The organism is Frigoribacterium sp. PvP054 (assembly GCF_040547465.1).
GTDB lineage: Bacteria > Actinomycetota > Actinomycetes > Actinomycetales > Microbacteriaceae > Frigoribacterium.
In genome coordinates, this window is the sequence record NZ_JBEPPU010000001.1 from 230691 (window position 1) to 252345 (window position 21655).

The 21655-nt window shown below is 73.3% G+C and carries 17 protein-coding genes; 4 read left to right on the plus strand and 13 right to left on the minus strand.

Annotated elements, in window-relative coordinates:
- Window positions 1-47: 47 nt before the first annotated feature.
- The 6 genes from ABID81_RS01090 to ABID81_RS01115 form a co-directional block, all read right to left on the minus strand.
- Window positions 48-2363 carry a transglutaminase TgpA family protein gene (locus tag ABID81_RS01090; protein WP_354593004.1) on the minus strand — a complete coding sequence of 772 codons (2316 nt, stop codon included), beginning with the start codon at window positions 2361-2363 and terminating at the stop codon, window positions 48-50.
- Window positions 2356-3639, minus strand: coding sequence for a DUF58 domain-containing protein (locus ABID81_RS01095; protein WP_354593005.1), 1284 nt, complete (start codon window positions 3637-3639; stop codon window positions 2356-2358). The genes ABID81_RS01090 and ABID81_RS01095 overlap by 8 nt, the downstream gene beginning before the upstream one ends.
- A gap of 47 nt (window positions 3640-3686) precedes the next feature.
- Window positions 3687-4706 (minus strand): AAA family ATPase, encoded by a 1020-nt coding sequence (locus ABID81_RS01100; protein ID WP_488627419.1) that lies wholly within the window; start codon window positions 4704-4706, stop codon window positions 3687-3689.
- A gap of 29 nt (window positions 4707-4735) precedes the next feature.
- Window positions 4736-5218 (minus strand): pantetheine-phosphate adenylyltransferase, encoded by a 483-nt coding sequence (gene coaD / locus ABID81_RS01105; protein ID WP_056257317.1) that lies wholly within the window; start codon window positions 5216-5218, stop codon window positions 4736-4738.
- Window positions 5219-5300: 82 nt separating this feature from the next.
- Complete coding sequence (locus ABID81_RS01110; RefSeq protein WP_354593006.1) at window positions 5301-7511, minus strand: ATP-dependent DNA helicase RecG; 2211 nt, start codon at window positions 7509-7511, stop codon at window positions 5301-5303.
- A 58-nt stretch (window positions 7512-7569) separates the two neighbouring features.
- Window positions 7570-9276 carry an acyl-CoA dehydrogenase family protein gene (locus tag ABID81_RS01115; RefSeq protein WP_354593007.1) on the minus strand — a complete coding sequence of 569 codons (1707 nt, stop codon included), beginning with the start codon at window positions 9274-9276 and terminating at the stop codon, window positions 7570-7572.
- A 159-nt stretch (window positions 9277-9435) separates the two neighbouring features.
- Here ABID81_RS01115 and rsmD point away from each other — a divergent pair, with 159 nt between their 5' ends.
- Window positions 9436-10011, plus strand: a complete 576-nt coding sequence (rsmD, locus tag ABID81_RS01120; RefSeq protein ID WP_354593008.1) for a 16S rRNA (guanine(966)-N(2))-methyltransferase RsmD — start codon at window positions 9436-9438, stop codon at window positions 10009-10011.
- Between the two features lie 68 nt (window positions 10012-10079).
- On the opposite strand, the gene thiL is transcribed toward rsmD, so the two are convergent.
- Window positions 10080-11141, minus strand: coding sequence for a thiamine-phosphate kinase (gene thiL, locus ABID81_RS01125; RefSeq protein ID WP_354593009.1), 1062 nt, complete (start codon window positions 11139-11141; stop codon window positions 10080-10082).
- A gap of 24 nt (window positions 11142-11165) precedes the next feature.
- On the opposite strand from thiL, the gene ABID81_RS01130 reads away from it, so the two are divergent.
- Window positions 11166-11729: a DUF3515 family protein gene (locus ABID81_RS01130; RefSeq protein WP_354593010.1), complete on the plus strand. Its 564-nt coding sequence runs from the start codon at window positions 11166-11168 to the stop codon at window positions 11727-11729.
- A 161-nt stretch (window positions 11730-11890) separates the two neighbouring features.
- On the opposite strand, the gene ABID81_RS01135 is transcribed toward ABID81_RS01130, so the two are convergent.
- The 6 genes from ABID81_RS01135 to leuC all read right to left on the minus strand — a co-directional run bounded on the left by ABID81_RS01135 (window position 11891) and on the right by leuC (window position 18465).
- A complete protein-coding gene (locus ABID81_RS01135) occupies window positions 11891-13045 on the minus strand; it encodes a D-alanine--D-alanine ligase family protein (protein ID WP_354593011.1) in 1155 nt (384 codons plus the stop codon).
- 91 nt (window positions 13046-13136) lie between these two features.
- The gene (locus ABID81_RS01140; protein WP_354593311.1) at window positions 13137-14150 is read right to left on the minus strand and encodes an NAD(P)H-dependent glycerol-3-phosphate dehydrogenase; all 1014 of its coding nucleotides are present in this window, start codon (window positions 14148-14150) and stop codon (window positions 13137-13139) included.
- 73 nt (window positions 14151-14223) lie between these two features.
- Window positions 14224-15006 (minus strand): lysophospholipid acyltransferase family protein, encoded by a 783-nt coding sequence (locus tag ABID81_RS01145; protein WP_354593012.1) that lies wholly within the window; start codon window positions 15004-15006, stop codon window positions 14224-14226.
- A gap of 7 nt (window positions 15007-15013) precedes the next feature.
- Window positions 15014-16381 carry a UDP-N-acetylglucosamine 1-carboxyvinyltransferase gene (murA, locus tag ABID81_RS01150; RefSeq protein WP_354593013.1) on the minus strand — a complete coding sequence of 456 codons (1368 nt, stop codon included), beginning with the start codon at window positions 16379-16381 and terminating at the stop codon, window positions 15014-15016.
- Window positions 16382-16978, minus strand: coding sequence for a 3-isopropylmalate dehydratase small subunit (leuD, locus tag ABID81_RS01155; RefSeq protein WP_354593014.1), 597 nt, complete (start codon window positions 16976-16978; stop codon window positions 16382-16384).
- Window positions 16978-18465, minus strand: coding sequence for a 3-isopropylmalate dehydratase large subunit (leuC, locus tag ABID81_RS01160; protein WP_354593015.1), 1488 nt, complete (start codon window positions 18463-18465; stop codon window positions 16978-16980). The genes leuD and leuC overlap by 1 nt, the downstream gene beginning before the upstream one ends.
- 220 nt (window positions 18466-18685) lie before the next feature.
- On the opposite strand from leuC, the gene ABID81_RS01165 reads away from it, so the two are divergent.
- Window positions 18686-20185, plus strand: coding sequence for an outer membrane protein assembly factor BamB family protein (locus ABID81_RS01165; protein WP_354593016.1), 1500 nt, complete (start codon window positions 18686-18688; stop codon window positions 20183-20185).
- Window positions 20182-21627: a PQQ-binding-like beta-propeller repeat protein gene (locus tag ABID81_RS01170; protein WP_354593017.1), complete on the plus strand. Its 1446-nt coding sequence runs from the start codon at window positions 20182-20184 to the stop codon at window positions 21625-21627. Before ABID81_RS01165 ends, ABID81_RS01170 begins: the two co-directional genes overlap by 4 nt.
- The last annotated feature ends 28 nt before the right edge of the window (window positions 21628-21655 follow it).

The following is a 21655-nucleotide window of genomic DNA, read 5'->3' on the forward strand; positions in this document are numbered from 1 at the left end:
CGGCACGGTGTAAGGGGTCTTGGTGAAATGAGGCACGGAGAGGGAGTTTACGCCGTCGAACCGGACGTCGCCTCCGTGCCGCCGACGAGCGACCGGGGGGCGATCGTCGCCGCGACCCGCTCCCCGAGGGACGAGGAGGCGCGGAGCCCGTCGATCACGCGACGCGCGTCCACCTGCACCCGGCGCGCCGCCGGCTCGGCCCCGAAGCGCTCCGCCTGCAGGGCGTCCAGCAGCGCGGTCGTCGCGACCCGCGCCTCCTGCGCCCTCGACGCCCGGCCGGACGCCGGTGCCGCAGCGGCGTCGCCCGCCGGGGCGGCGTCGACCTGCCCCAGCCGTCGGAGCAGCAGGTCGGCGACGGCCGGCGGCGTGAGCCCCGACGTCACGGGCACGCCGAGGTCTCGGGCCGTGTCGACCACCTCGTGCCAGGCGTGCAGCGCCAGGTCGGGAGGCGCGGCGGACAGCCGTCGGCGTCGGCGACCGGCACGCAGGCCGGAGGGCACGACCAGGCCCGCGAGCAGCAGGGCGGCGAGCACCGAGAGCCCGACGGCCGGGACCGGCCCGACGCCGGCACCCGAGCCGGCGGCCCCCGACGTCGGGGTGGCGCTCGTGCCGGGGGCCGCCGTCGTCGGGGCCGTCGTCGCCGAGGGACCCGTGCTGGCGTCGGGAGCCGTGCTGGCGTCGTCCGAGGGGACGTCGCTCGGCTCGACGCCGGTCTGCTGGAGGTACTGCTGGGGGGCGCCGAGCCCCACGGTCGGCTCGAACGGCACCCAGCCGAGGCCGGCGAAGTACAGCTCGGGCCAGGTGTGCAGGTCGTCGCTGCTGACCTGGAAGGCCGCGTCGTCGCCGACCCCCTGGAGGTCCCCGGGCAGGAACCCGACGGCCACGCGCGACGGGATGCCGAGCGTGCGCGCCATCACGGCCATGGCCGAGGCGAAGTGCACGCAGTAGCCGCTCTTCACCTGCAGGAAGGTCTCGATCGCGTCGAGACCGCTGCCGTCGTAGCCGCGGTCGACGGGCGTGTCCTCGGAATAGGTGAAGTCGCCGTCACGGAAGTAGTCCTGCAGCTCGACGGCGGCGTCGAACGGGTTGGCGGCACCCGTGGTCACCTGGGCGGCGAGGTCGGTGACGGCCTGCGGGACCTCGTCGACCGAGAGGTAGGCCGACATGTCGGGCCCGGAGTCGTCGAGCGAGGCGACGACCTGCTCGGGGCTGGGGTCGACCGGACGACTCGTCACCTGGTACTCGAGCCCCTGGGTGCCCTCGGAGTCGCTGCGGACCGTGACGCCGCTCTCGTCGACGAACCGCCACTGGTCGTCCAGGCCCTCGATGCTCGTGGGCGGGACGGGCACCGGCAGGTACGGGCTGCGCAGCGCCCCGACGGTCACGTCGGTGGTGACCTCCCGTCGGGCGGTGCCCGGGTCGATGCCCGGGGCGTCCGGCAGGGCGTCGAGGGTGTTCAACGGATCGAGCTGGACGTCGGCGGGGCTCCAGGACCGGCCCGAGAAGTCGACGAGGTCGACGAGCTTCAGGTACTGGCCCTGCGCGTCGTCGGTGCGGTACGACAGGACCGTTACCGGCGCGCCACGCCGGAGGTCGTCGCCGAGGTCGATGATCGGGTTCACCCCGGTGGCGAGGCCCGTGCCGGTGCCCGACCCGGTCAGCGGCGCCACGCCCGACAGCGGGACGACCGCGGTCAGCAGGCCGGCGACCGCCACCGACGCCGCGGCGCCGACGAGGCCCGCCCGCGACGGCCGTCGACCGGTCGACACCATCAGCAGCACCAGGTAGGCCAGCACCGTCGCGACGACCCACGGCCAGCTCGTGGCGACGTTCGGCACGAAGGTCGGCACGGCCAGCACCAGCGCCGGGAACAGCCCGGTCGTCACGGTCAACTGGCCGACGCTCGACAGCAGGTCGGTGACCACGGCGACGACGAGGACCGAGACGGCCACGGTGACGAGCAGGCCGTCGTTCACCTCGACCGGCGCCGACCCGTCGACGATCGCGGCGTTCGCCTGAGCCGACAGCTCGGGGAGGCGCGCGAAGGTCGCCCCCGTCGGCACGACGCCCAGCAGGGCCGTGCCCCCCGAGGCGAAGGCCGTCGTGACGAGGGCCCCCGCGACGGCGCCGACGACGACGCCCACCCAGGACGCGGCCCCCAGGGACCGCAGGGTCAGCGACGCACCGAGGACGACACCCGAGACGACGGCACCGGCCACCCACCAGCCGACCCCGACGAACACGGGGTGCAGGCTGGCCAGCGAGAGGACGAGCACGAGCCAGAGCAGCACCGAGGTCTGCCACCGCGTCGTGGCCCCCGGCTCCGCCCCGAAGAAGCCCACGCGAGGCGTCGGGTCAGTCATCGAGCACCCCCGCGCCGGCGATCAGTCGCCCGACGTCGTCACTCGAGTCGGCTTCGACGACCCGCCACCCGGCGTCCACCAGGGCACCGGCCACCTCGTCGGGGCCCAGGACGCGACCGTCCGCCCGGTCGGTGCCCTCGACGTCCCGCGCGGGACGGGAGGTGAGACCGGCACCGAGCGGCAGGGCGGGTGTCACGACGACGGCCACGGCCGACGACCCGACGGCCCGCGAGGCGACGAGCAGGTCGAGTTCGAGTCGGCGGAGCCCGGACACCACGGCGACCACGGGTTCACGCGGCGACGGGGTGGGCGCGGGCGCGCCGAGGTCGTCGTCCAACCGGAGGTCGGCGAGGTCGTCGAGGAACGCCGTGGTCGAGTCGGGGTCGTGCCGGGCGACGAGCGACCCGCCGGGTGTCGCGAGCACGGTGAGCGACCCCGCGTGACCGACCTCGACCGCGACCGTCGCCGCGAACGACACCGCCCACTCGAAGGCGTCGCTGACGAGCGGGATCGCCGGTGCCGCCGGGCCGGACCGGCGGCCGGTCGACGGCGGCACGGTCGGCCGGGCGTCCGACCAGCCCTCGGCGGCGACCGCGATGACCACGCGGGCGCTCGGCAGCCCGTGCTGCTCTTCTTGACGGACCATGAGTTCACCGTGGCGGGCCGTGGCCTTCCAGTGCACGCGCCGCATCGGGTCGCCCCGGCGGTACTCGCGGGTGACCGGGTCGTCCTCACCGCCGGCCAGGCTGTGCTCCCGCTGCCGCCTCGACCCGTCGCCGAGCGCCCGGGACTCCCGACCGAGCCCGACCTCGACGACCTCGGGCACGACGACGAACTCGGCCGCGCCGTCCGCCACGACGCGACGTCGGGCGACGCCGTACGACTCGACGAGGTCCACGTGCAGCGGTCCGATGCGGTGGCGTCCGCGCGGCAGGTCGTGGTGACGGAAGACCGCCGAGGAGGCGCGCCCCGGCACGAGCAGGACGGCCGCGGCCTCTGAGTCGCCCAGCCGTCCGAACGGCAGCTGCTCGCGCATGCGCACCGTGCCGGACGTCCGGCCCCCGCGGGGCAGGACCGACACCGTCTCGACGGCGGACCACCCGGCCACGCCGCGGTCGGGCGAGAACCGGCGGGCGACCCGGACGTCGGCCGTCCGGAAGAGCAGCGACACCGTGACGGCGACGATCAGCACGACGAGGGTGGTGCCGGCGAAGACGAGCGCCGGGGCCTGCAGCAGCCACCCGACGAGCACGACGAGCACCCCGGCGGCGAGCACGCCGACGCCACGGCCGGTCGGCCTGGGGACCCCACCCCGCTTCACGGTCAGCGGGCGTCGGCCGGGTCGCCGAGCGGCACGGCCGTCCGTTCGACGACGTCGGCGACGACGTCGTACGCGGCCGAGACCGCCCCGGCACCCGCCCGACCGGCGAGGATGACCCGGTGCCCGAGGACGGGGCCGCTGAGGGCGTCGACGTCGTCGGGGACGACGTAGCCGCGACCGTTGAGGGCGGCCCACGACTTGGCGGCGCGCATCAGCTGCAGCGTCGCCCGGGGGCTCGCCCCGAGGCGCACGTCGGGGTGCACCCGCGTCGCCTGGACGATGCGGACGGCGTACTCCTCGACGGCCTCGGCCGTGTAGACGGTGCGCACGGCGGCGATCATGCGGGTGAGCTCGTCGAGGGAGACGAGCGGGCGCAGGGTGTCGAGGGGGCTGACGCGCTCTCGCTGCTGCAACATGCGCAACTCGCTGCGGGCGTCCGGGTAGCCCAGCGAGATGCGGGCCATGAACCGGTCGCGCTGGGCCTCGGGCAGGTTGTAGGTGCCCTCCATCTCGACCGGGTTCTGCGTCGCCACGACGAGGAACGGCGACGGCAGCGGGTGGGTGGTGCCGTCGACCGTCACCTGGCGCTCTTCGAGGCTCTCGAGCAGGGCCGACTGCGTCTTGGGCGAGGCACGGTTGATCTCGTCGCCGATGACGACGTTCGCGAACACGGGGCCGGGCTTGAACTCGAACCCGCCGCTCTGACGGTCGTAGACCGACACGCCCGTGATGTCGCTCGGCAGGAGGTCGGGGGTGAACTGGATGCGCGTGACCGTCGCGTCGACGGCCTTGGCGAGGGCACGGGCGAGCTGGGTCTTGCCGACCCCGGGGACGTCCTCGATGAGCAGGTGCCCCTCGGCGAGCAGCACGGTGAGGGCCGTCGAGATCGCGCCGTCCTTGCCGTCGATGACGGTGGCGACGGCCTCGAGGATGCCGCGGGCCCGCCGCTGGACCTCGTCGAGCGACATCTCGGACCCGGCTCGGACGGCGGGGTCGACGGTCGGGTCGTTGGTCGTGGTCATCGCGTCGTCCTCGGTCGGGTCGGTCGGGGTCAGGTGGTGCTGAGGTACGCGGCGACGGCCTCGGGCACGTACGGCGACACGTCGCCGCCGAGGGACGCGACCTGCCGGACCAGCGAACTCGAGACGTGCGCGTGGGCGGGGTCGGGCAGCAGGAACACGGTCTCGACGCCGGCGAGGCTGCGGTTCATGATCGCCATCGGGGTCTCGTACGCGACGTCGACCTGCGAACGGATGCCCTTGACGAGCACGCTGGCGCCGACCTCGGTGCAGTAGTCGACCAGCAGCCCGACGCTCCAGCTGTGCACGGTGACGGTGTCGGGCAGACCCGCGGCGCGCAGCGAGTCGCCGAGCAGAGAGACGCGCTGCGCCAAGGGCAGCAGGGCGCTCTTCTCGGGGTTGTGCACCACGAGGACGTGGACCTCGTCGAAGATGTTGGCGGCCCGGGCGATCACGTCGACGTGACCGAGGGTCACGGGATCGAACGAACCCGGGACGACGGCGATCCTGCTCATCCGGTCACTGTATCCCGCCGACCCCGGACGCACACCCAGGGCGGACCCACCGTCGAGGACGCGTCACGCATCGTCGGCCGGCTCAGTTCTTGCCCATCGCCTCGCGACCGCGGTCGTCCAGTCGCCGGGCGATGGCCGCGGCGAGCGCGGGATGGTCGACGAGGCGGGGATCGGCCTCGAGCACCTCGGCCGCGTGCTCTCGTGCGAGCCCGATGAGGTCGCCGTCGCGGGCGACCCGCAGCAGGCGCAACGAGGAGCGCCCGCCCGACTGGAGGTTGCCCAGCACGTCGCCCTCGCGGCGGAGGTCGAGGTCGACCTGGGCGAGCTCGAACCCGTCGAGCGTCGCCGCGACCGCGTCGACCCGCTCGCGCGCCACCGTCTCGGCCTCGGCGTGGGTGACGAGCAGGCAGAGCCCCGGGTGGCCGCCTCGCCCGACGCGACCCCGCAGCTGGTGCAGCTGAGAGACGCCGAACCGGTCGGCGTCGAGCACGACCATGGTCGAGGCGTTCGGCACGTCGACCCCGACCTCGATGACCGTGGTGGCCACGAGCACGTCGATGTCACCGGCGGCGAACCGGCGCATGACGTCGTCCTTCTGGTCGGACGACATGCGGCCGTGCAGCGGTTCGACGCGCAGGCCCTGCAGCACCGGGATCGTGGGCACCCGGGCCATGACCCCCTCGACGCTGGCCCGTTCGGGTGCCGGCGCCTCGGACGCGCCTCCTCCGGGCGGATCGTCGTCGGACGCCGCGTCGACCTCGGGCGGGTCACCCGGTTCGGCCGTCACCGCGTCGATCGCCGGGCAGACGACGAAGACCTGTCGCCCCTTCGCGACCTCCTCGGCCGAGCGCTGCCAGATGCGACCGCCCCAGGTCGGGTGGTCGGCGAGCGGCACGACGAACGACTCGATGGCCTGGCGCCCCTTCGGCAGCTCGGCGATGGTCGAGACGTCGAGGTCGCCGAACACCGTCATGGCGACCGTCCGGGGGATGGGCGTGGCGGTGAGGACGAGCACGTGCGGCGGCGTGGCCCCCTTCTTGCGCAGGGCCTCGCGCTGGTCGACGCCGAAACGGTGCTGCTCGTCGACGACCACGAGCCCGAGGTCGAAGAACTCGACGGCCTCGCTGATCAACGCGTGCGTGCCGACGACGACGTGCGCCTGACCGCTGACGATCGACAGCAGCGCCTTCTTGCGTTGCGCCACGGTCATCTGGCCGGTCAGCAGGGTCGGTCGCAGCCGGGCGGCCAGGTCGGGCCCGAGGGTCGCCGTGATGGACCGCAGGTGCTGGGCCGCGAGCACCTCGGTGGGGGCGAGCAGGGCAGACTGTCCCCCGCTCTCGGCCACGGCGAGCATGGCCCGCAGGGCGACGAGGGTCTTGCCCGAGCCGACCTCGCCCTGGACGAGGCGGTTCATCGGGACCTCGGCCTCGAGGTCGCGGGTGATCTCGTCACCCACGAGTCGTTGGTCGCCCGTCCGCTCGAAGGGCAGCGCGGCGTCGAACGTCGCCAGCAAGCCGTCGGGGGCGGCCCGACGGGGCGTCGCGGCGGAGCGGCGCACGAGCGCCCGTTGCTGCAACAACGCGCTCTGCAGCACGAAGGCCTCGTCGAACCGCAACGTGTCGCGGGCCGTGAGGTGGTCACGGTCGGTCTCGGGACGGTGGATGCGCTCGTAGGCCTCGGACACCGGCATCAGGTCGAGCTCGGCCCGCACCGACGCCGGCACGGCGTCGTCGATCGGCGGCAGGCCGTCGAGCAGGACCTCGACCGACTTCTGCACCTGCCACGAGGCCACGGAGGCGCTGGCCGGGTAGATCGGGATCGGTTGCTTCGCCCACTTCTGGGCCTGCTGGTCGCCGACGCCGGCGACGGCCTCGTGCGAGGCGTCGAACAGCTCGTAGTCGGGGTGGGCGAGCTGACGGAGCCCCCGGTAGTCGCCGACCTTGCCCGCGAAGATGCCGCGGGCACCCGGCACGAGGTCCTTCGCCCGCCAGGCCTGGTTGAAGAAGGTGAGCGTCAGGATGCCCTGCCCGTCGCCGATGCGCACCTCGAGGATCGACCCACGGCGGGCGCGCATGGTGCGCTCGCGCACGTCGAGCACCTGCGCGACGATCGTGACCGACTCGCCGAGCGGCAGCTGGTCGAGGGCCGTGAGCTCCCCGCGCCGGGCGTAGCGCCGCGGGAAGTGCGTCAGCAGGTCGCCGACGGTGCGCAGGCCGAAGGCCTTCTGCAGCGCGGTGGCCGTCCGGCCGCCGAGGGCCCCGGCCAGCGACGCGTCGAGGGGTGAGTCGGGCACGGACACCACGCTAGTGCCCGCCCCCGACGGCGACCCTCGCGGACGCGGGCTGCGAGCGTCAGAGCGAGAAGGAGTACCCGCCGGAGGCGCGGGTCGCGGTGGCGAGGTCGGCCGTGTGCCGGTCGTCGTTCACCTCGAGGGCCCGCAACAGGCGCCCCACCTCGCGGGCGGACTGCTTGCAGAAGCCGACGGCCAGGTGACGCTCCGCCTCGGAGTCGGCCCGCGCCTCCTGCAGGGCCGTCGAGGCCCGCGAGAGCACGGCCGTCTGCGCGTAGACGCCGCTCGCCGCGTCGGCGAGGCGCTTCTGCACGAGCTGCTTCTCCTGCACCTTCTTGCCGTGCTTGCGGAGCGCCCCCTCGGTGCGCTCGCGCAGCCGCGACACCTGGTCGCCCAGCTCTGCGGCCTGCTTCGCGAGCGCCGGGTGGACCCCGACCGGGCGGTCGGGCCTGATGCGGCGCTGCACGCGGCCGGCGACGTACGGTGCGAGGACCCCGAGGGCCCGCCCGGGGTCGCCGATGCTGAGGGACGCGACGTCGGGCAACTCCTCACTGAGGGTCTTGAGGCCGTTGAGGGCGACGAACGCGCGCAGGACGTCGTTGGCCCCCTCGAAGATCGGGAAGATCCGGAAGTCGCGCAGCGCCTTCGACAGCGGGTGGTCCGCCATGTAGGCCTCGCCGCCGTGCAGCTGCACGGCCCGGTTCAGCGCGTACCAGCCGGTGTCGCTGGCGGCGACCTTGGTCATGGCCGACTCGAGGGCGAAGTCGGTGTCGCCCCGGTCGACGAGGCCGGTGGTCAGGTACGACATCGACTCGATGCCGTAGATCTGGCGCGTCATCCAGGCGAGCTTGTCGCCGACCATCTCGAAGTCGGCGAGCGGCCTGCCGAACTGGTGTCGCGCCTCCGTGTGCTCGAGGCTCAGCTCGAGGAACCTCTTCATGCCGCCCGCGATGGCCGTCCCCATCGACATGCGGCCGTTGTTGAGCGTGTTGACCGCGATGCGGAAACCGTCGCCCGGCTCGCCGAGCAAGTTCTCGGCGGGCACCCGGACGTCGGTGAAGCGCACGCGCTGCAGGTGGTTGGCCTTGAGGCCGTGGGTCTCGAAGCGCGGACCGGTGCTCAGCCCCTCCGTGCCCTTCTCGACGATCAGCGCGACGTGGCCGAGGTCGCTCTGCGCGAAGACCGTCAGGACGTCCTTGTCGCCGTTGCCGATCCACCGCTTCTCGCCGTTGAGCACCCAGCTGCCGTCGGCCTGTCGTTCGGCCCGGGTCTCGAGGGCGTAGGCGTCGCTGCCGACGTTCGGCTCGGTGAGCACGAAGGCGGCGAGCTTGCGGCCGCTGGCGAGGTCGGGCAGCCAGCGCGCCTTCTGGTCGTCGGTTCCGTAGAGGTGGAGCGGCTTCGTGCCGATCGACTGGTGCACGCCCATGACCGTGGCCAGGGTGCCGTCGACCCGCCCGAACTCCTCGTACACGCGGCAGTAGGCGCTCTGGCCGAGCCCGAGGCCGCCGTACTCCTCGGCCACGAAGAGCCCCATCAGGCCCCGCTCGCCCAGCTCGCGGACGGTGTCGTCACCGATCCAGCCCTCGCGTTCGGCCTTCAGCGGGTCGTAGCCCGCGAGCACCTCGCGGGCCGACGCCGACACCGTCTCGACCTTCGCCTTCTCGGCCGCGGTCATCCCCGGGTAGGGGAAGACGAGCTCGGAGGCGATGCGCCCCGCGAAGAGCGACTTGGTGAACGAGGGCCGGACGGTTCGATCGACGCTGGTCATGGCACCGATGCTGTCGACGCCGCCGGGCGTGGACAACTCGGTTGTGCAGGTCCGACGAGCGGGCGGGGCGGGCGAGGGCGATGCGTTGTCGGGATGCTCGAACCGCGCGCGCACCCGACCCGGGCGGGCGGCCCGCGGCGACCTGGCATGGTTGACCCCATGTCCCGCATCATCTCCGGCTTCGCCGACAACCTCTCGCTCGTCGTCCCCAAGGTCGGGACGCGCCCCACGAGCGACCGGGTGCGCGAGGCGCTCTTCTCGTCGCTCGACGCCCGCGACGAGATCCGCGGTCGGCGCGTGCTCGACCTCTACGCCGGCACCGGTGGGCTGGGGCTCGAAGCCGCGTCGCGCGGGGCCGCGTCGGTCGTGCTGGTCGAGAAGGCACCGGCCGCGGCGAAGGTGCTGCGCCGCAACGTCGAATCGGTGCTCGCCCGGGCGCCCCGCCCGCCCCGAGGCACTCCCCCGCGCGTCGACGTCGTCGCCCAGCCGGTGCGGTCGTACCTCGAGGGCGGGTCGGCCCTCGTCGACCTCGTCTTCTTCGACCCGCCGTACGAGCTGTCGGCGGCCGACCTCACCGCCGACCTCGTCGCCCTGCTGCCCTCCCTCGACGAGCAGGCCCTCGTCGTCGTCGAACGCGCGTCCCGCGACGGCGAGCCCGGCTGGCCGGACGGCCTCAGCCTCGACGTGAAGAAGCAGTACGGCGACACGACCGTCTGGTTCGCGCTGCGCGACTGACCGGCGGTCCGGACCCGCCGAGCCGCGCCTCCCGGGCCCTCCCCGCCGGGGAGGCGCGGGTCGACTCGTCAGCCCTGTCCGCCGCCCCAGAGGCGGTACGGGTCCCACCCCCCGGCCTCGCCGAGGTCGGAACCGTCGAGGGTGACCCGGGGCGCGCCTCCTGCGAGGTCGCGGACGGTGCCGACGGCGCGGAAGCCGCCCGGCAGCGGCACGCCGGGCGGGAACGTGGCGAGGAGCGAGTGGTCCTCGCCACCCGAGAGGGCGACCCGCACGTCGTCGCCCAGGGCGGCGGACGTCAGGTCGACCACGACGCCGCTGCCGCGGGCCACGCGCCCCGCGTCGAGGGCGAGGCCGTCGGACAGGTCGAGCATCGCCGTCGCGCCCGCGATCGCCGCGGAGCGACCGTCGGCGACGGGTGGCGTGGGGGCGAGGTGCCAGCCGACGTCGGGGTCGCGGGCGCGGAGGGCCGCGGCACGTCCGGCGTCGGGCCGCCCCTCGTGGTCGACGCCCAGGCCGAACAGCAGGTCGAGCCCCCGCGCGGACCGGCCGAGGGCCCCGGAGACCGCGACGACGTCGCCGGGCCGGGCGCCGTCCCGCCGCACCGGGACGCGCCCCTCGAGGTCGCCGAAGGCCGTCACCGCGACCGTGAACGTGGGCGAGACGGACAGGTCGCCGCCGACGACGCCGGCGCCGGGGGCCATGAGCGCGCACCCCTCGCGCAGGCCGTCGGCGAACGCCTCGAGCTCGGCCACGGACGTGTCACCGGGCACCGCGAGGGCGACGACGAGGGCCGTCGGCCGAGCACCCATCGCCGCGACGTCGGACAGGTTCGAGGCGGCCGCCTTCCAGCCGAGGTCGCGGGGCGTCGACCAGGCACGACGGAAGTCGGGGCCGTGCACCATCAGGTCGGTGGTCACGACGAACCGGCCGTCGGGGGCGGACACGACGGCCGCGTCGTCGCCCGGGCCGAGCAGCGTGTCGTCACCGAGCGGCAGTCGAGGGAGGATGCGGGCCAGGGTGGCGAGCTCGCCGACGCCCTCGACGGTGTCGTCGATGTCGCCGATGTCGGCGGCGTCGGCGGTGGGCGCGTCGGCGCCGGCCGGGCGGGGGTCCGTGGAGCGTCGTTCCATGTGCTGAACGGTAGCCTGGATGCGATGTCGAACCCGTCCTCGCCCCGCGCCCCGCGCCTCCGTCCCCGCCTCCGCGTGGCGGCCCTGTCGCTCGTCGTCGTGGGCCTCGCGACGACCCTCGTCGGCTGCGCCCAGGCCGTGCCGATGCAGCCCGCCGACGGGGCGAACGACCCCTCGTGCGCCCAGGTCACCGTCCACCTGCCCGAGGTCGTCGACGACGGGCAAGGCCGCCGCGAGACCGACGCCCAGGCCACGGGCGCCTGGGGTTCGCCGACGAGCGTGCTGCTGCACTGCGGCGTCGAGACGCCCGCGGTGTCCGACCTGCCCTGCTACGACGTCCAGGGCGTCGACTGGCTGGTCGACCAAGACCCCGACGACGCCGAGACCTCGATCCTCACCACGTACGGCCGCCAGCCCGGCGTGCAGGTGATCGTCGACACCACCAAGGCCAACGGCGGCAACGTGCTGCGCGACCTGGCCGACGCGGTCGGCTACCTGCCGAACGACGGCAAGGCGTGCGTCGGCGCCGGCGACCTGCCCGGGTCGGCCGGCTCGGCCGACGACCCCTCCGCGACGCCGACGCCCTGACGCCGGCCGGGCCGCGCGCTCGTCACGCCGCGGGCCCCCGCCTGCCCGCCGCACGCCGCGTCCACGCCGCGCCGCGCCACGCCACGCCACGAAGTACACACGCCGCCACGAGATCTCGTGGCGGCGTGTGCATATCGTGGCGTGGTGCCTGCGGAAGGCGGTCAGCGCTCGGTCTCGAGGCCGAGCACGATCAGCTCGTCGATCAGTTCGGGGTAGCTGAGGCCGCTCGCGAGCCAGCAGGCGGGGAACATCGAGATGGGGGTGAAGCCGGGCATGGTGTTGATCTCGTTGATCACCCAGCCGGCGTCGGTGAGGAAGAAGTCGACGCGCGCGAGGCCGGTGCCGTCGATGGCCTCGAAGGCGAGGGCGGCGAGCCGCTGCATCTCGGCCAACTCGTCGGGCGAGAGGTGCGCGGGGCAGACCAGGTCTGCTCCGGGTGCGCCGAGGTACTTCGACTCGAAGTCGTAGAACGTGTCGCCCGCGAGGACGATCTCGCCGGCGACCGAGGTGCGGGGCGCCGCTCCCCCGCGCCCGCCGAGCACGGCGCACTCGATCTCGCGTCCGACTACGGCGGATTCGACGAGCACCTTGTGGTCTTCCGCGAAGGCCTTGGCCATGGCGCGGTCGAGGTCGGAGGCCGAGTCGACGCGCGAGACCCCGACGCTCGACCCGGCCCGGGCGGGCTTGACGAACACGGGGTAGCCGAGCGCCTCGACGTCGGCGGCGACACGCTCTCGCGCGGCCTCCCAGTCGCGGCGGCGGACGGTACGCCACGGGGCGACGGCCACCCCGGCCGCCTGCAGGACGGTCTTGGTGAAGTGCTTGTCCATGCCGAGCGACGAGGCGAGCACACCCGCCCCGACGTAGGGCAGGCCCGTCAGCTCGAGCAGGCCCTGGACCGTGCCGTCCTCACCGAAGGGACCGTGCAGGATGGGGAACACCACGTCGACCTCGCCCAGCAGGCGGGTGGTGCCGTCCGCCTCGGTGACGGTCAGCTCACGGGTGGTGGCCGACTCGGGCCAGTGCACCCGGGTGCCGTTGTCGACGACCGTCGGCAGGGTCTCGGCGTCCAACGCGAACCGCGACGCGTCGTCCGGCTGCAGGGTGAAGGCGCCCTCGGCCGTGATGCCGACCGGCACCACCTCGTACCGCTCGCGGTCGATCGCCGAGAGGACTCCCCCGGCCGTCGCGCAACTGATCGAGTGCTCGCTGGACCGACCGCCGAACAGGACGACCACGACGGTCTTCGGCGTGCCGAGCGACGAGGAGGCGGTCGTGGCGGGGTGGGTCGTCGGAGTCGGGTCGTTCGTCGCCATGGAGGGGCCTCTCTTCGGTGTCACGGCCCACGGGCCGACCCGCGGTGGCGGGCTCTGGTCGTCGCACGCCCCGGCGGTGACGACCTCGCGGTCACTCGCCCTGCGGCTCGTCCGTCTCGGTGAGGTGCGGGGCGATGTTGCGCGGGTCCAGCGTACCGGCGAGCACCTCGGCCACCTGCTGGACGATGGGCATGTCGACGCCCCGCGACCGGGCCAGTTCGAGGATGGGGGCCACCGATGCCAGTCCCTCGGCGGTCTGGTTCATCTGACGCACCACGTCGCCGAAGGCGTAGCCCTGGCCGAGCAGCCGGCCGGCCGTGTTGTTGCGCGACAGCGGCGACTCGCAGGTGGCGATGAGGTCGCCCAGCCCGGCGAGCCCCGCCAGGGTCTCGGCCTTGGCCCCGAACGAGACGGCGAACGCGGTCATCTCGGCCAGGCCCCGCGTGATGATCGACGCCTTCGTGTTCTCGCCGTAGCCGACCCCGTCGACGATGCCGATGGCGACGGCGATGAGGTTCTTCAGCACGCCCCCGAACTCGGTGCCGATCACGTCGGTGTTGACGAACGACCGGAAGTACGGGTTGGTGGCGGTGGCCGCCACCGAGGTGGCGGTCTCGAGGCTGTGGGACGACACCACGGCGGCCGTCGGCTGACGCTTGGCGATCTCGAGCGCGAGGTTCGGTCCGGACGCGACGGCGATCAGGTCGCGCTCGATGCCCAGCTCGGCCTCGATGACCTCGCTCATGCGGAGCCCGGTGGCCTTCTCGACGCCCTTCATCAGGCTGACGACCGGCACCCCGCCGGGCACGAGGCCCCGGATGGCCGTGAGGTTCTCGCGCAGCGTCTGGCTCGGCACCGACAGGTAGACCTGCTCGGCCCCGGCGAGGGCCTGCTCGACCGACGGGGTGGCGACGAGCGTCCGGGGCAGGTTGATGCCCGGCAGGTAGTCGCTGTTGCGCTTGCTCTCGGTGATCTCGCGGGCCACCTCGGGGCGGCGGGCCCACAGCGTGACGTCGGCGCCGCCCTCGGCGAGCACCTTCGCGAAGGTCGTGCCCCAGCTGCCCGACCCGAGCACGGCGACCCGACGGGGGATCGCCTCGCGCATGACGATCGAGATCGCCTCGGTCGTGACCGCCCCTTCGCCGAGGGCCTCGATGGCGCCTTCGCGCGATTCGGAGCTACTCAAAGCGGCCCGTCTCCTTCTGGTGGTTCTTGGCGGGGTTCCACCGCTCGGCCGGAGCCTCGTCGTGCCGCAACCGCTCGACCAGCACGGTGATGGCGTCCATCACGAGAGCCGTGGCCGCCGTGACGGACGCCTGGTCGAGGGGCCGGTCGCGGTAGGCCGAGAGGTCGACGGGGTCGCCGATGACGACCGTGATGCGCTTGCGGGGGAAGGCGTGCAGCCTGCTCGAGTAGCGCCCCATCAGGTGCTGACTGCCCCAGTGGGCCATGGGGATGAGCGGGACGCCTGCCGCGAGGGCGAGGCGGACGGCCCCGCTCTTGCCCTTCATCGGCCAGAGGTCGGGGTCGCGGGTCAGCGTGCCCTCGGGGTAGACGATCACGCCGCCTCCGCTGGCGACGAGGGTGCGCCCCGCCGCGAGGGGGTCGTTGTCGTGGGTGCGTCCGGCCCGTTCGACCGGGATGTGCCCCATGGCGTGCATCATCCGGCCGAAGACCGGCACACGGAACAGGGAGGCCTTGGCCAGGAACCTCGGAACGCGACCGAGGGCCCACATGACCCGCCCCACCACGACCGGGTCGATGTTCGTGTAGTGGTTCGGCGTCAGGACGAACGCACCCTCGGCCGGCAGCTTGTGACCGTCGACGATGTCGATCGAGGCCATCAGGTCGAAGAGCGGTGCCGCGGGCGTCGCCAGGGTGCGGAAGAAGGCGCCCTTCTCCTTGCGACGCCCTCGCGCCGGGACCGGGACGACGGGGGCGTCGGGGTCGGCTGTCGACACCGGCCGATCAGCCCTTGAAGTCGAAGTCGGCGCCGAGCTTGCGCAGCTTCGCGATGAAGTGCTCGTACCCGCGGCTGATGATGCCGACGTTGCTGATCTTCGACTCGCCCTCGGCGGTCAGGGCCGCGATGAGGTGGCTGAACCCGCCGCGCAGGTCGGGAACGCGGATGTCGGCACCGTGCAGGGCCGTCGGGCCGTTGATGACGGCGGCCTGTTCGAACTCGCGACGAGCGACGCGACGGTCGTGGTCGGGCAGGCCGTCCTTGTGCACCGTGATGTCGGCACCCATGTCGTTGAGCGCCTCGGTGAACTGGAAGCGGTTCTCGTAGACCGTCTCGTGGACGACCGAGGTACCCTGGGCCTGCGTGAGCGCGACGATCAGGGGCTGCTGCCAGTCGGTCATGAAGCCCGGGTGCACGTCGGTCTCGACGACGACCGGCTTGAGCTCGCCACCCGGGTGGAAGAAGCGGATGCCGTCCTCGTGGACGTCGAAGTCGCCGCCCACCTTGCGGAAGACGTTCAAGAACGTCATCAGGTCTTTCTGGTCGGCACCCTCGACGAAGATGTCGCCCTTGGTCGCCAGTGCGGCCGAGGCCCAGCTCGCGGCCTCGTTGCGGTCGTTGATGGCCCGGTGCGTGTAGCCCCGGAGCTTCTCGACGCCCTCGATGAAGATGACGCGGTTCGGCTCGACCGAGACGACCGCGCCCATCTTCTGCAGGATCGCGATGAGGTCCATGATCTCGGGCTCGATCGCGGCGTTGCGCAACTCGGTAACGCCCTTCGCGAGCACGGCGGTGAGCAGCACCTGCTCGGTCGCCCCCACGCTCGGGTAGGGCAGCTCGATGTTGGCACCGCTCAGCCCGTTCGGGGCCGTGAGGTGGATGCCGTTGTACGACTTGTCGACGACGGCGCCGAAGGCCCGCAGGGCGTCGAGGTGGAAGTCGATCGGTCGGTCACCGATGCGGCAGCCGCCGAGGTCGGGGATGAAGGCCTCGCCGAGGCGGTGCAGCAGCGGACCGCAGAACAGGATCGGGATGCGGCTCGACCCGGCGTGGGCGTCGATCTCGGCGAAGTGGGCGCTCTCGACGTTCGAGGGGTCGAGGATCATCTCGCCGCGGGCCGGATCGGTGATGCGCACGCCGTGGACCGAGAGCAGCCCCCGGACGACGTTGACGTCGCTGATGTCGGGGACGTCCTTGAGGATGCTCGGGGTGTCGCCCAGCAGCGCCGCGACCATCGCCTTGGTGGCGAGGTTCTTCGCGCCCCGCACCTCGATGCGTCCGATGAGCGGCTTGCCACCCCGGATGACGATCTCATCGGAGGTCAGCCCCACACGGGCACCTGCTGCTGCTGCGTCTTGGACGAGAGAGTTCACTTACTTCACCGGCAATGTCTTCGGGCGCCAGGCGGCGCGGCGGGTTTCGAATTCTGTGATGGCCGCTTCGTCGCGGAGGGTCAGGCCGATGTCGTCGAGGCCTTCGAGGAGACGCCACTTAGTGTAGGCATCGACTTCGAATCCGACGGTGAGGCTGCCGACCGTGGCGGTCTGCGCCTCGAGGTCGACCGTGATCTCGACGCCCGGGTGCTGGTCGATCTCGGCCCAGATCCGCTCGACGTCGTCTTCGGCGACGGCCGCGGCGAGCAGCCCCTGCTTGCCGGAGTTGCCGCGGAAGATGTCGCCGAAGCGCGAACTGATGACGACGTCGAACCCGAAGTCGCGCAGGGCCCAGACGGCGTGCTCGCGACTCGATCCGGTGCCGAAGTCGGGGCCCGCGACGAGGACGCGCGCACCCTGGAACGCCGGCCGGTTCAGCACGAACTCGGGGTCGTTGCGCCAGCCGAAGAACAGGGCGTCCTCGAAGCCGGTCTTCGTGACCCGCTTGAGGAACTGGGCGGGGATGATCTGGTCGGTGTCGACGTTCGAGCGCTTAAGGGGCGCGGCGACACCCCTGACGGTGGTGAACTTCTGCATCAGAGGGCCCCTGCTCGTGCGGTGCCGTCGGCAAGGACGGGTTCGGCGGTCGAGCCGGCGTCGGCGGGTGCCGCGGCGTCGTCGGCCTGGAGGTCCCACGGCGACGAGAGGGTGCCGCGGACGGCGGTCGCCGCGGCGACGAGCGGCGAGACGAGGTGCGTCCGACCGCCCTTGCCCTGGCGACCCTCGAAGTTGCGGTTCGACGTCGACGCGCAGCGTTCGCCGGGGGCCAGCTGGTCGGGGTTCATGCCGAGGCACATCGAGCACCCGGCGAACCGCCACTCGGCGCCGAAGTCGGTGAACACCTTGTCGAGCCCCTCGGCCTCGGCCTCGAGCCGGACCCGGGCCGAGCCCGGGACGACCATGACGCGGACGCCCTCGGCCTTCGTGCGGCCCCGGATGATCGACGCGAACGCCCGCAGGTCTTCGATGCGGCTGTTGGTGCACGAGCCCATGAACACGGCGTCGACCGGGATGGCCTTCATCGGGGTGCCGGCCTCGAGGGCCATGTACTCGAGGGCGCGCGTCGCTGCGGCCTTCTCGTTCGGGTCGACGACGGCCTCGGGATCGGGCACGGAGTCGCTCAGCGACACGCCTTGACCAGGGTTGGTGCCCCAGGTGACGAACGGCTCGAGGGTGTCGGCGTCGAGGAAGATCTCGGCGTCGAAGACCGCGTCGTCGTCGGTGGGCAGGGTGTCCCAGTAGGCGACCGCCTCGTCCCAGTCGGCGCCCGACGGAGCGTGCGGCCGACCCTGCAGGTAGTCGTAGGTGGTCTGGTCGGGTGCCACCATGCCCGCGCGGGCGCCGGCCTCGATCGACATGTTGCAGATGGTCATGCGCCCCTCCATCGAGAGGGAGCGGATCGCGCTGCCGCGGTACTCGAGCACGTAGCCCTGCCCCCCGCCGGTGCCGATCTGGGCGATGACCGCCAGGATGATGTCCTTCGCGGTGACGCCCGGCCGGAGCGTGCCCTCGACCGTGACCGCCATCGTCTTGAACGGCTTGAGCGGCAGCGTCTGCGTCGCCATGACGTGCTCGACCTCGCTCGTGCCGATGCCGAACGCCATGGCCCCGAAGGCCCCGTGCGTCGACGTGTGCGAGTCGCCGCAGACGACGGTGATGCCCGGCATCGTGAGGCCGAGCTGAGGGCCGACGACGTGCACGATGCCCTGCTCGGCGTCACCCAGCGGGTGCAGGCGGACGCCGAACTCGGCCGTGTTGCGGCGGAGAGTCTCGATCTGGGTCCGGCTGGTGAGGTCGGCGATCGGCTTGTCGATCGCCAGGGTCGGCGTGTTGTGGTCCTCGGTCGCGATGGTGAGGTCGGTGCGACGCAACGGCCGACCGGCCTGACGCAGACCGTCGAACGCCTGGGGGCTGGTGACCTCGTGGACGAGGTGGAGGTCGATGTAGAGAAGGTCGGGGGCGCCGTCTTCGCCCTTGACGACGACGTGGTCGTCCCACACTTTCTCGGCCAGCGTCCTACCCACGGGCACGCCCCTTCTGCTCTGTCGACGTCGAGATGATCCGAGGAGTCTACGCCAGTGCCTCAGGCGCCTCCTCCGTCGATCGAGGGGTGGAACCCCACCCCGGCGACGGCCATTCCCGATGCGCCCGACGGTCGCGGCGAGCGCCCGGGACGGGGGCTCCGAATAGCATGACGACACCCGTCGGTCGGACGACGGGTGCGCTCGACGAGGAGGCCGACCCATGAGCCACCCCGACCGCGCCCGTGACCACCCCCGGGAGGCGCGGGTCGCCGGCCGCTGGCACCGCGCCTCCCCGGCTCGTCGCCTGGCCTCCGTGCTGGGCGCCCTGGTCGTGGCGACCGCGCTCGTGGCCGCGGGGGCGGTCTCGGTGGCACCCGACTACGGCGACGGCCGCCCCTGGACCGGGCTCGCCGTGGACGACCTGAGGCGGTCACCGGACGCGACCGGCTGGACGCTCGACCTCGCCGCGACCCTGGCCCCGGACGCCCCCCGACGGTGTCTCAACTTCTGGACGTCCCCGGCGGTCGACGGGCTCGTGGCCGTCGGCACCTCGGTCGACCTCGACTTCGGCGACGCCCTGGGGTCGCCGGCGTGTCGCTCATACGCCTCGGAGGCGACCACGAGCCTGATCGCCCTGGTCGAGACGGCCACGGGCACCGTCCGGTGGGTGCACGACCTGGCACGGGACGTGCCCGACACCGACGCGCTGAGCATCCCGGCGACCCAGGTCGTGCCCGCCGCGGGACGCGTGCTCGTGCAGACCCAGACCACGGGTGCCACGGTGCTCGCCGCGCTCGACCTGCGGGACGGGTCGCTGGTCGAGTCGACGCGTGGCCGGCGAGACCTGCCGAGCGTCAGCGTCGACTCGCGCGGGCCGCTGCAGCTGCGCACCTTCTCTGGCATCGCGGGGTCGGGCGACCGGTACCAGCTGGTCGAGGCCTCCCGCCTCGACGACCCGGTGTGGGAGGGCGGCGTCGACTCGGGCAGCACGCCGGCGCTGCTGGACGCCGGGGCCCTGGTCTCGCAGGGCGGCGAGACGGTGTTCGTCGACGGCACGACGGGCCGGGAGCGACCGTTCGCGGCGTCCCCCGACGTGATCGCGGTCCCCCCGGCGGGAGCCGTCGTCGCGACGGACGACGGCCGTCGCGTCGTCGCCTTCGGCATCGAGTTCACGCGGGCGAACGGCACGGTGTCGGCCCTCGACGAGAGGGGAGACGCCGTGTGGAGCCGCCCGACGAGCGGGCGTCGGCTGGCCGTCACGCCGTCCTGCCTGGTCGTCGTCACCCGCGACGACACGGCGGCGGAATGCCTCGACCCGCGCGACGGCGACGTGCGGTGGGACACCGACCTGGGCGCGCCGTTCGCGGTCGAGGCGGTGCCGGGCCAGCGGGGCGACGAGGTGTTCGTCGTCGTGCAGCGAGAGGGCGGGTCGCGGTTGCTCGCCCTCGACGGCACGGACGGGCACACCCGGTTCAGCTCGGCCGTGGGGCTGCTCGACGACCTCTCGGCGGCGGGCCGGTCGGTCCTCTACCTCGAGACGGACGACGGCCGGTCGTCCGGGCGTGACGTGGCCGCCCTCGACCTGGCCGACGGGCGTCCCCTCTGGTCGACGTCGACGTCCGGCACCGTGGTGTTCTGGGGCGGACACCTCGTGCGCATCGACGAACGGGGCGTGGCCCGGCGCCTCGTCGACACCGCCCGCGTCGGGGCGACCTCGTGAGGGCGGGACGGCGCCTGACGGTGGCCTACGCGGCCCTGGCACTGGCGACCCTCGTGACGACGGTGGTCGTCGCGCCGACCCAGCCCGGGTACGGCGGCGAGGCCCCCTGGCAGGGCGTCGCCGTCGACGACCTCAGACAGCAGCCGACCACGTCCGGCTGGCGGGTCGACCTGCGGGCAGCCCTCGCCCCCGGCGCCCCGGCCGAGTGCCTGCGGTACCGGTCGACGCCCGTCGACCAGGGGCTGGCCCTCGTCAGTGCCGCCGGGGCCTGGACCTACGGCTTCGCGAACGACGGCGACTGCGCCACGCCGACCCAGGGGGTGGGCACGCGCATCGGTGCGCTCGACGTCGACCGGGGGGCGTTCCGCTGGGTGCACGACGTCGCCGACGACGTCGAGGCGACGGGGCTGACCGGCCCGGCCCTGGTGTCGTCCGTCTCGACGGTGGACGGCACCGGGCTCGTGCTCGTCCGCGCGACCGTCGACGGCGAACAGGTGCTGACGACCCTCTCGGTCGAGACCGGCCGGCCGGTCGACGTCGTCGCGACCGGTACGGCGGGCGACGGCGACCAGTTCCAGACCGCGGGCGCCGTCGTGGTCACCGGTCGGCAGCAGGGGGTCGGCGGCGTCTACCGGTACGAACTGCGTGACGCCCGCGACCTCGGCCGGGTCGTCTGGAGCGGCGCCGCCTCGACCGCGGGCGTCGCGCTGGCCCTGAGCGACCGCCTCGTCGTCGCCCGGGCCGGCGGGTCGGTGCAGGTCGACCTGGCCACGGGCGTCGAGCGACCGTGGGCCGCAAGGCTCGACCGCCTGGTCGGCTACGTCGTCCACGACGACGTCGTCTACGCCCCCCGAGGAGGCGCGGCCACCGGACGAGGAGACGCCGGCTTCGTCGCGTTGGCCGCCGACGGCGAACGCCTCTGGAGCTCGGACCGCGACGTCCGGGGCGGGTACTCGGTGACCCGGACCTGCCTCGCCGTGACCGACGTCCGGTCACGGACCGTGACCTGTCTCGACCTCGCCACGGGCGAGGTGCGGTGGCGTGACCCGGCGTCGAGTTCCTCCGCCGTGGACGGCCTGCCGGGCCAGACCGACGACCGGGTCTTCGCGACGGCGACGGCGGCGGGGCCCGGCCCCGTCGTCGTCCGCGTCCTGGACGGGACGACCGGCTCGGCGGGTGCCCGGGTCTCGCTGCCCGACGGGGCGGTGCTCGCCGCGGCGGGCCGCACGGTCGGCTACGCCCTGGCCTACGGCAGTTCGGGCGGGCGGTCGACCCTCGTGGCCTTCGACCTCTCGAGCGGACGTCCGTTGTGGCAGCACGCCGCGCAGCTGCAGGTCTACGCCTGGGCGGGCCGGCTGGTCGACGTCGACGTGGACGGGGTCGCCCGCGAGCTCGTCGCGCCCGACCGGGTGGTGGTCCAGCCGGGCTCGACCGGGGCCTGACCACGCCACCGCGTTCGAACATGCGTTC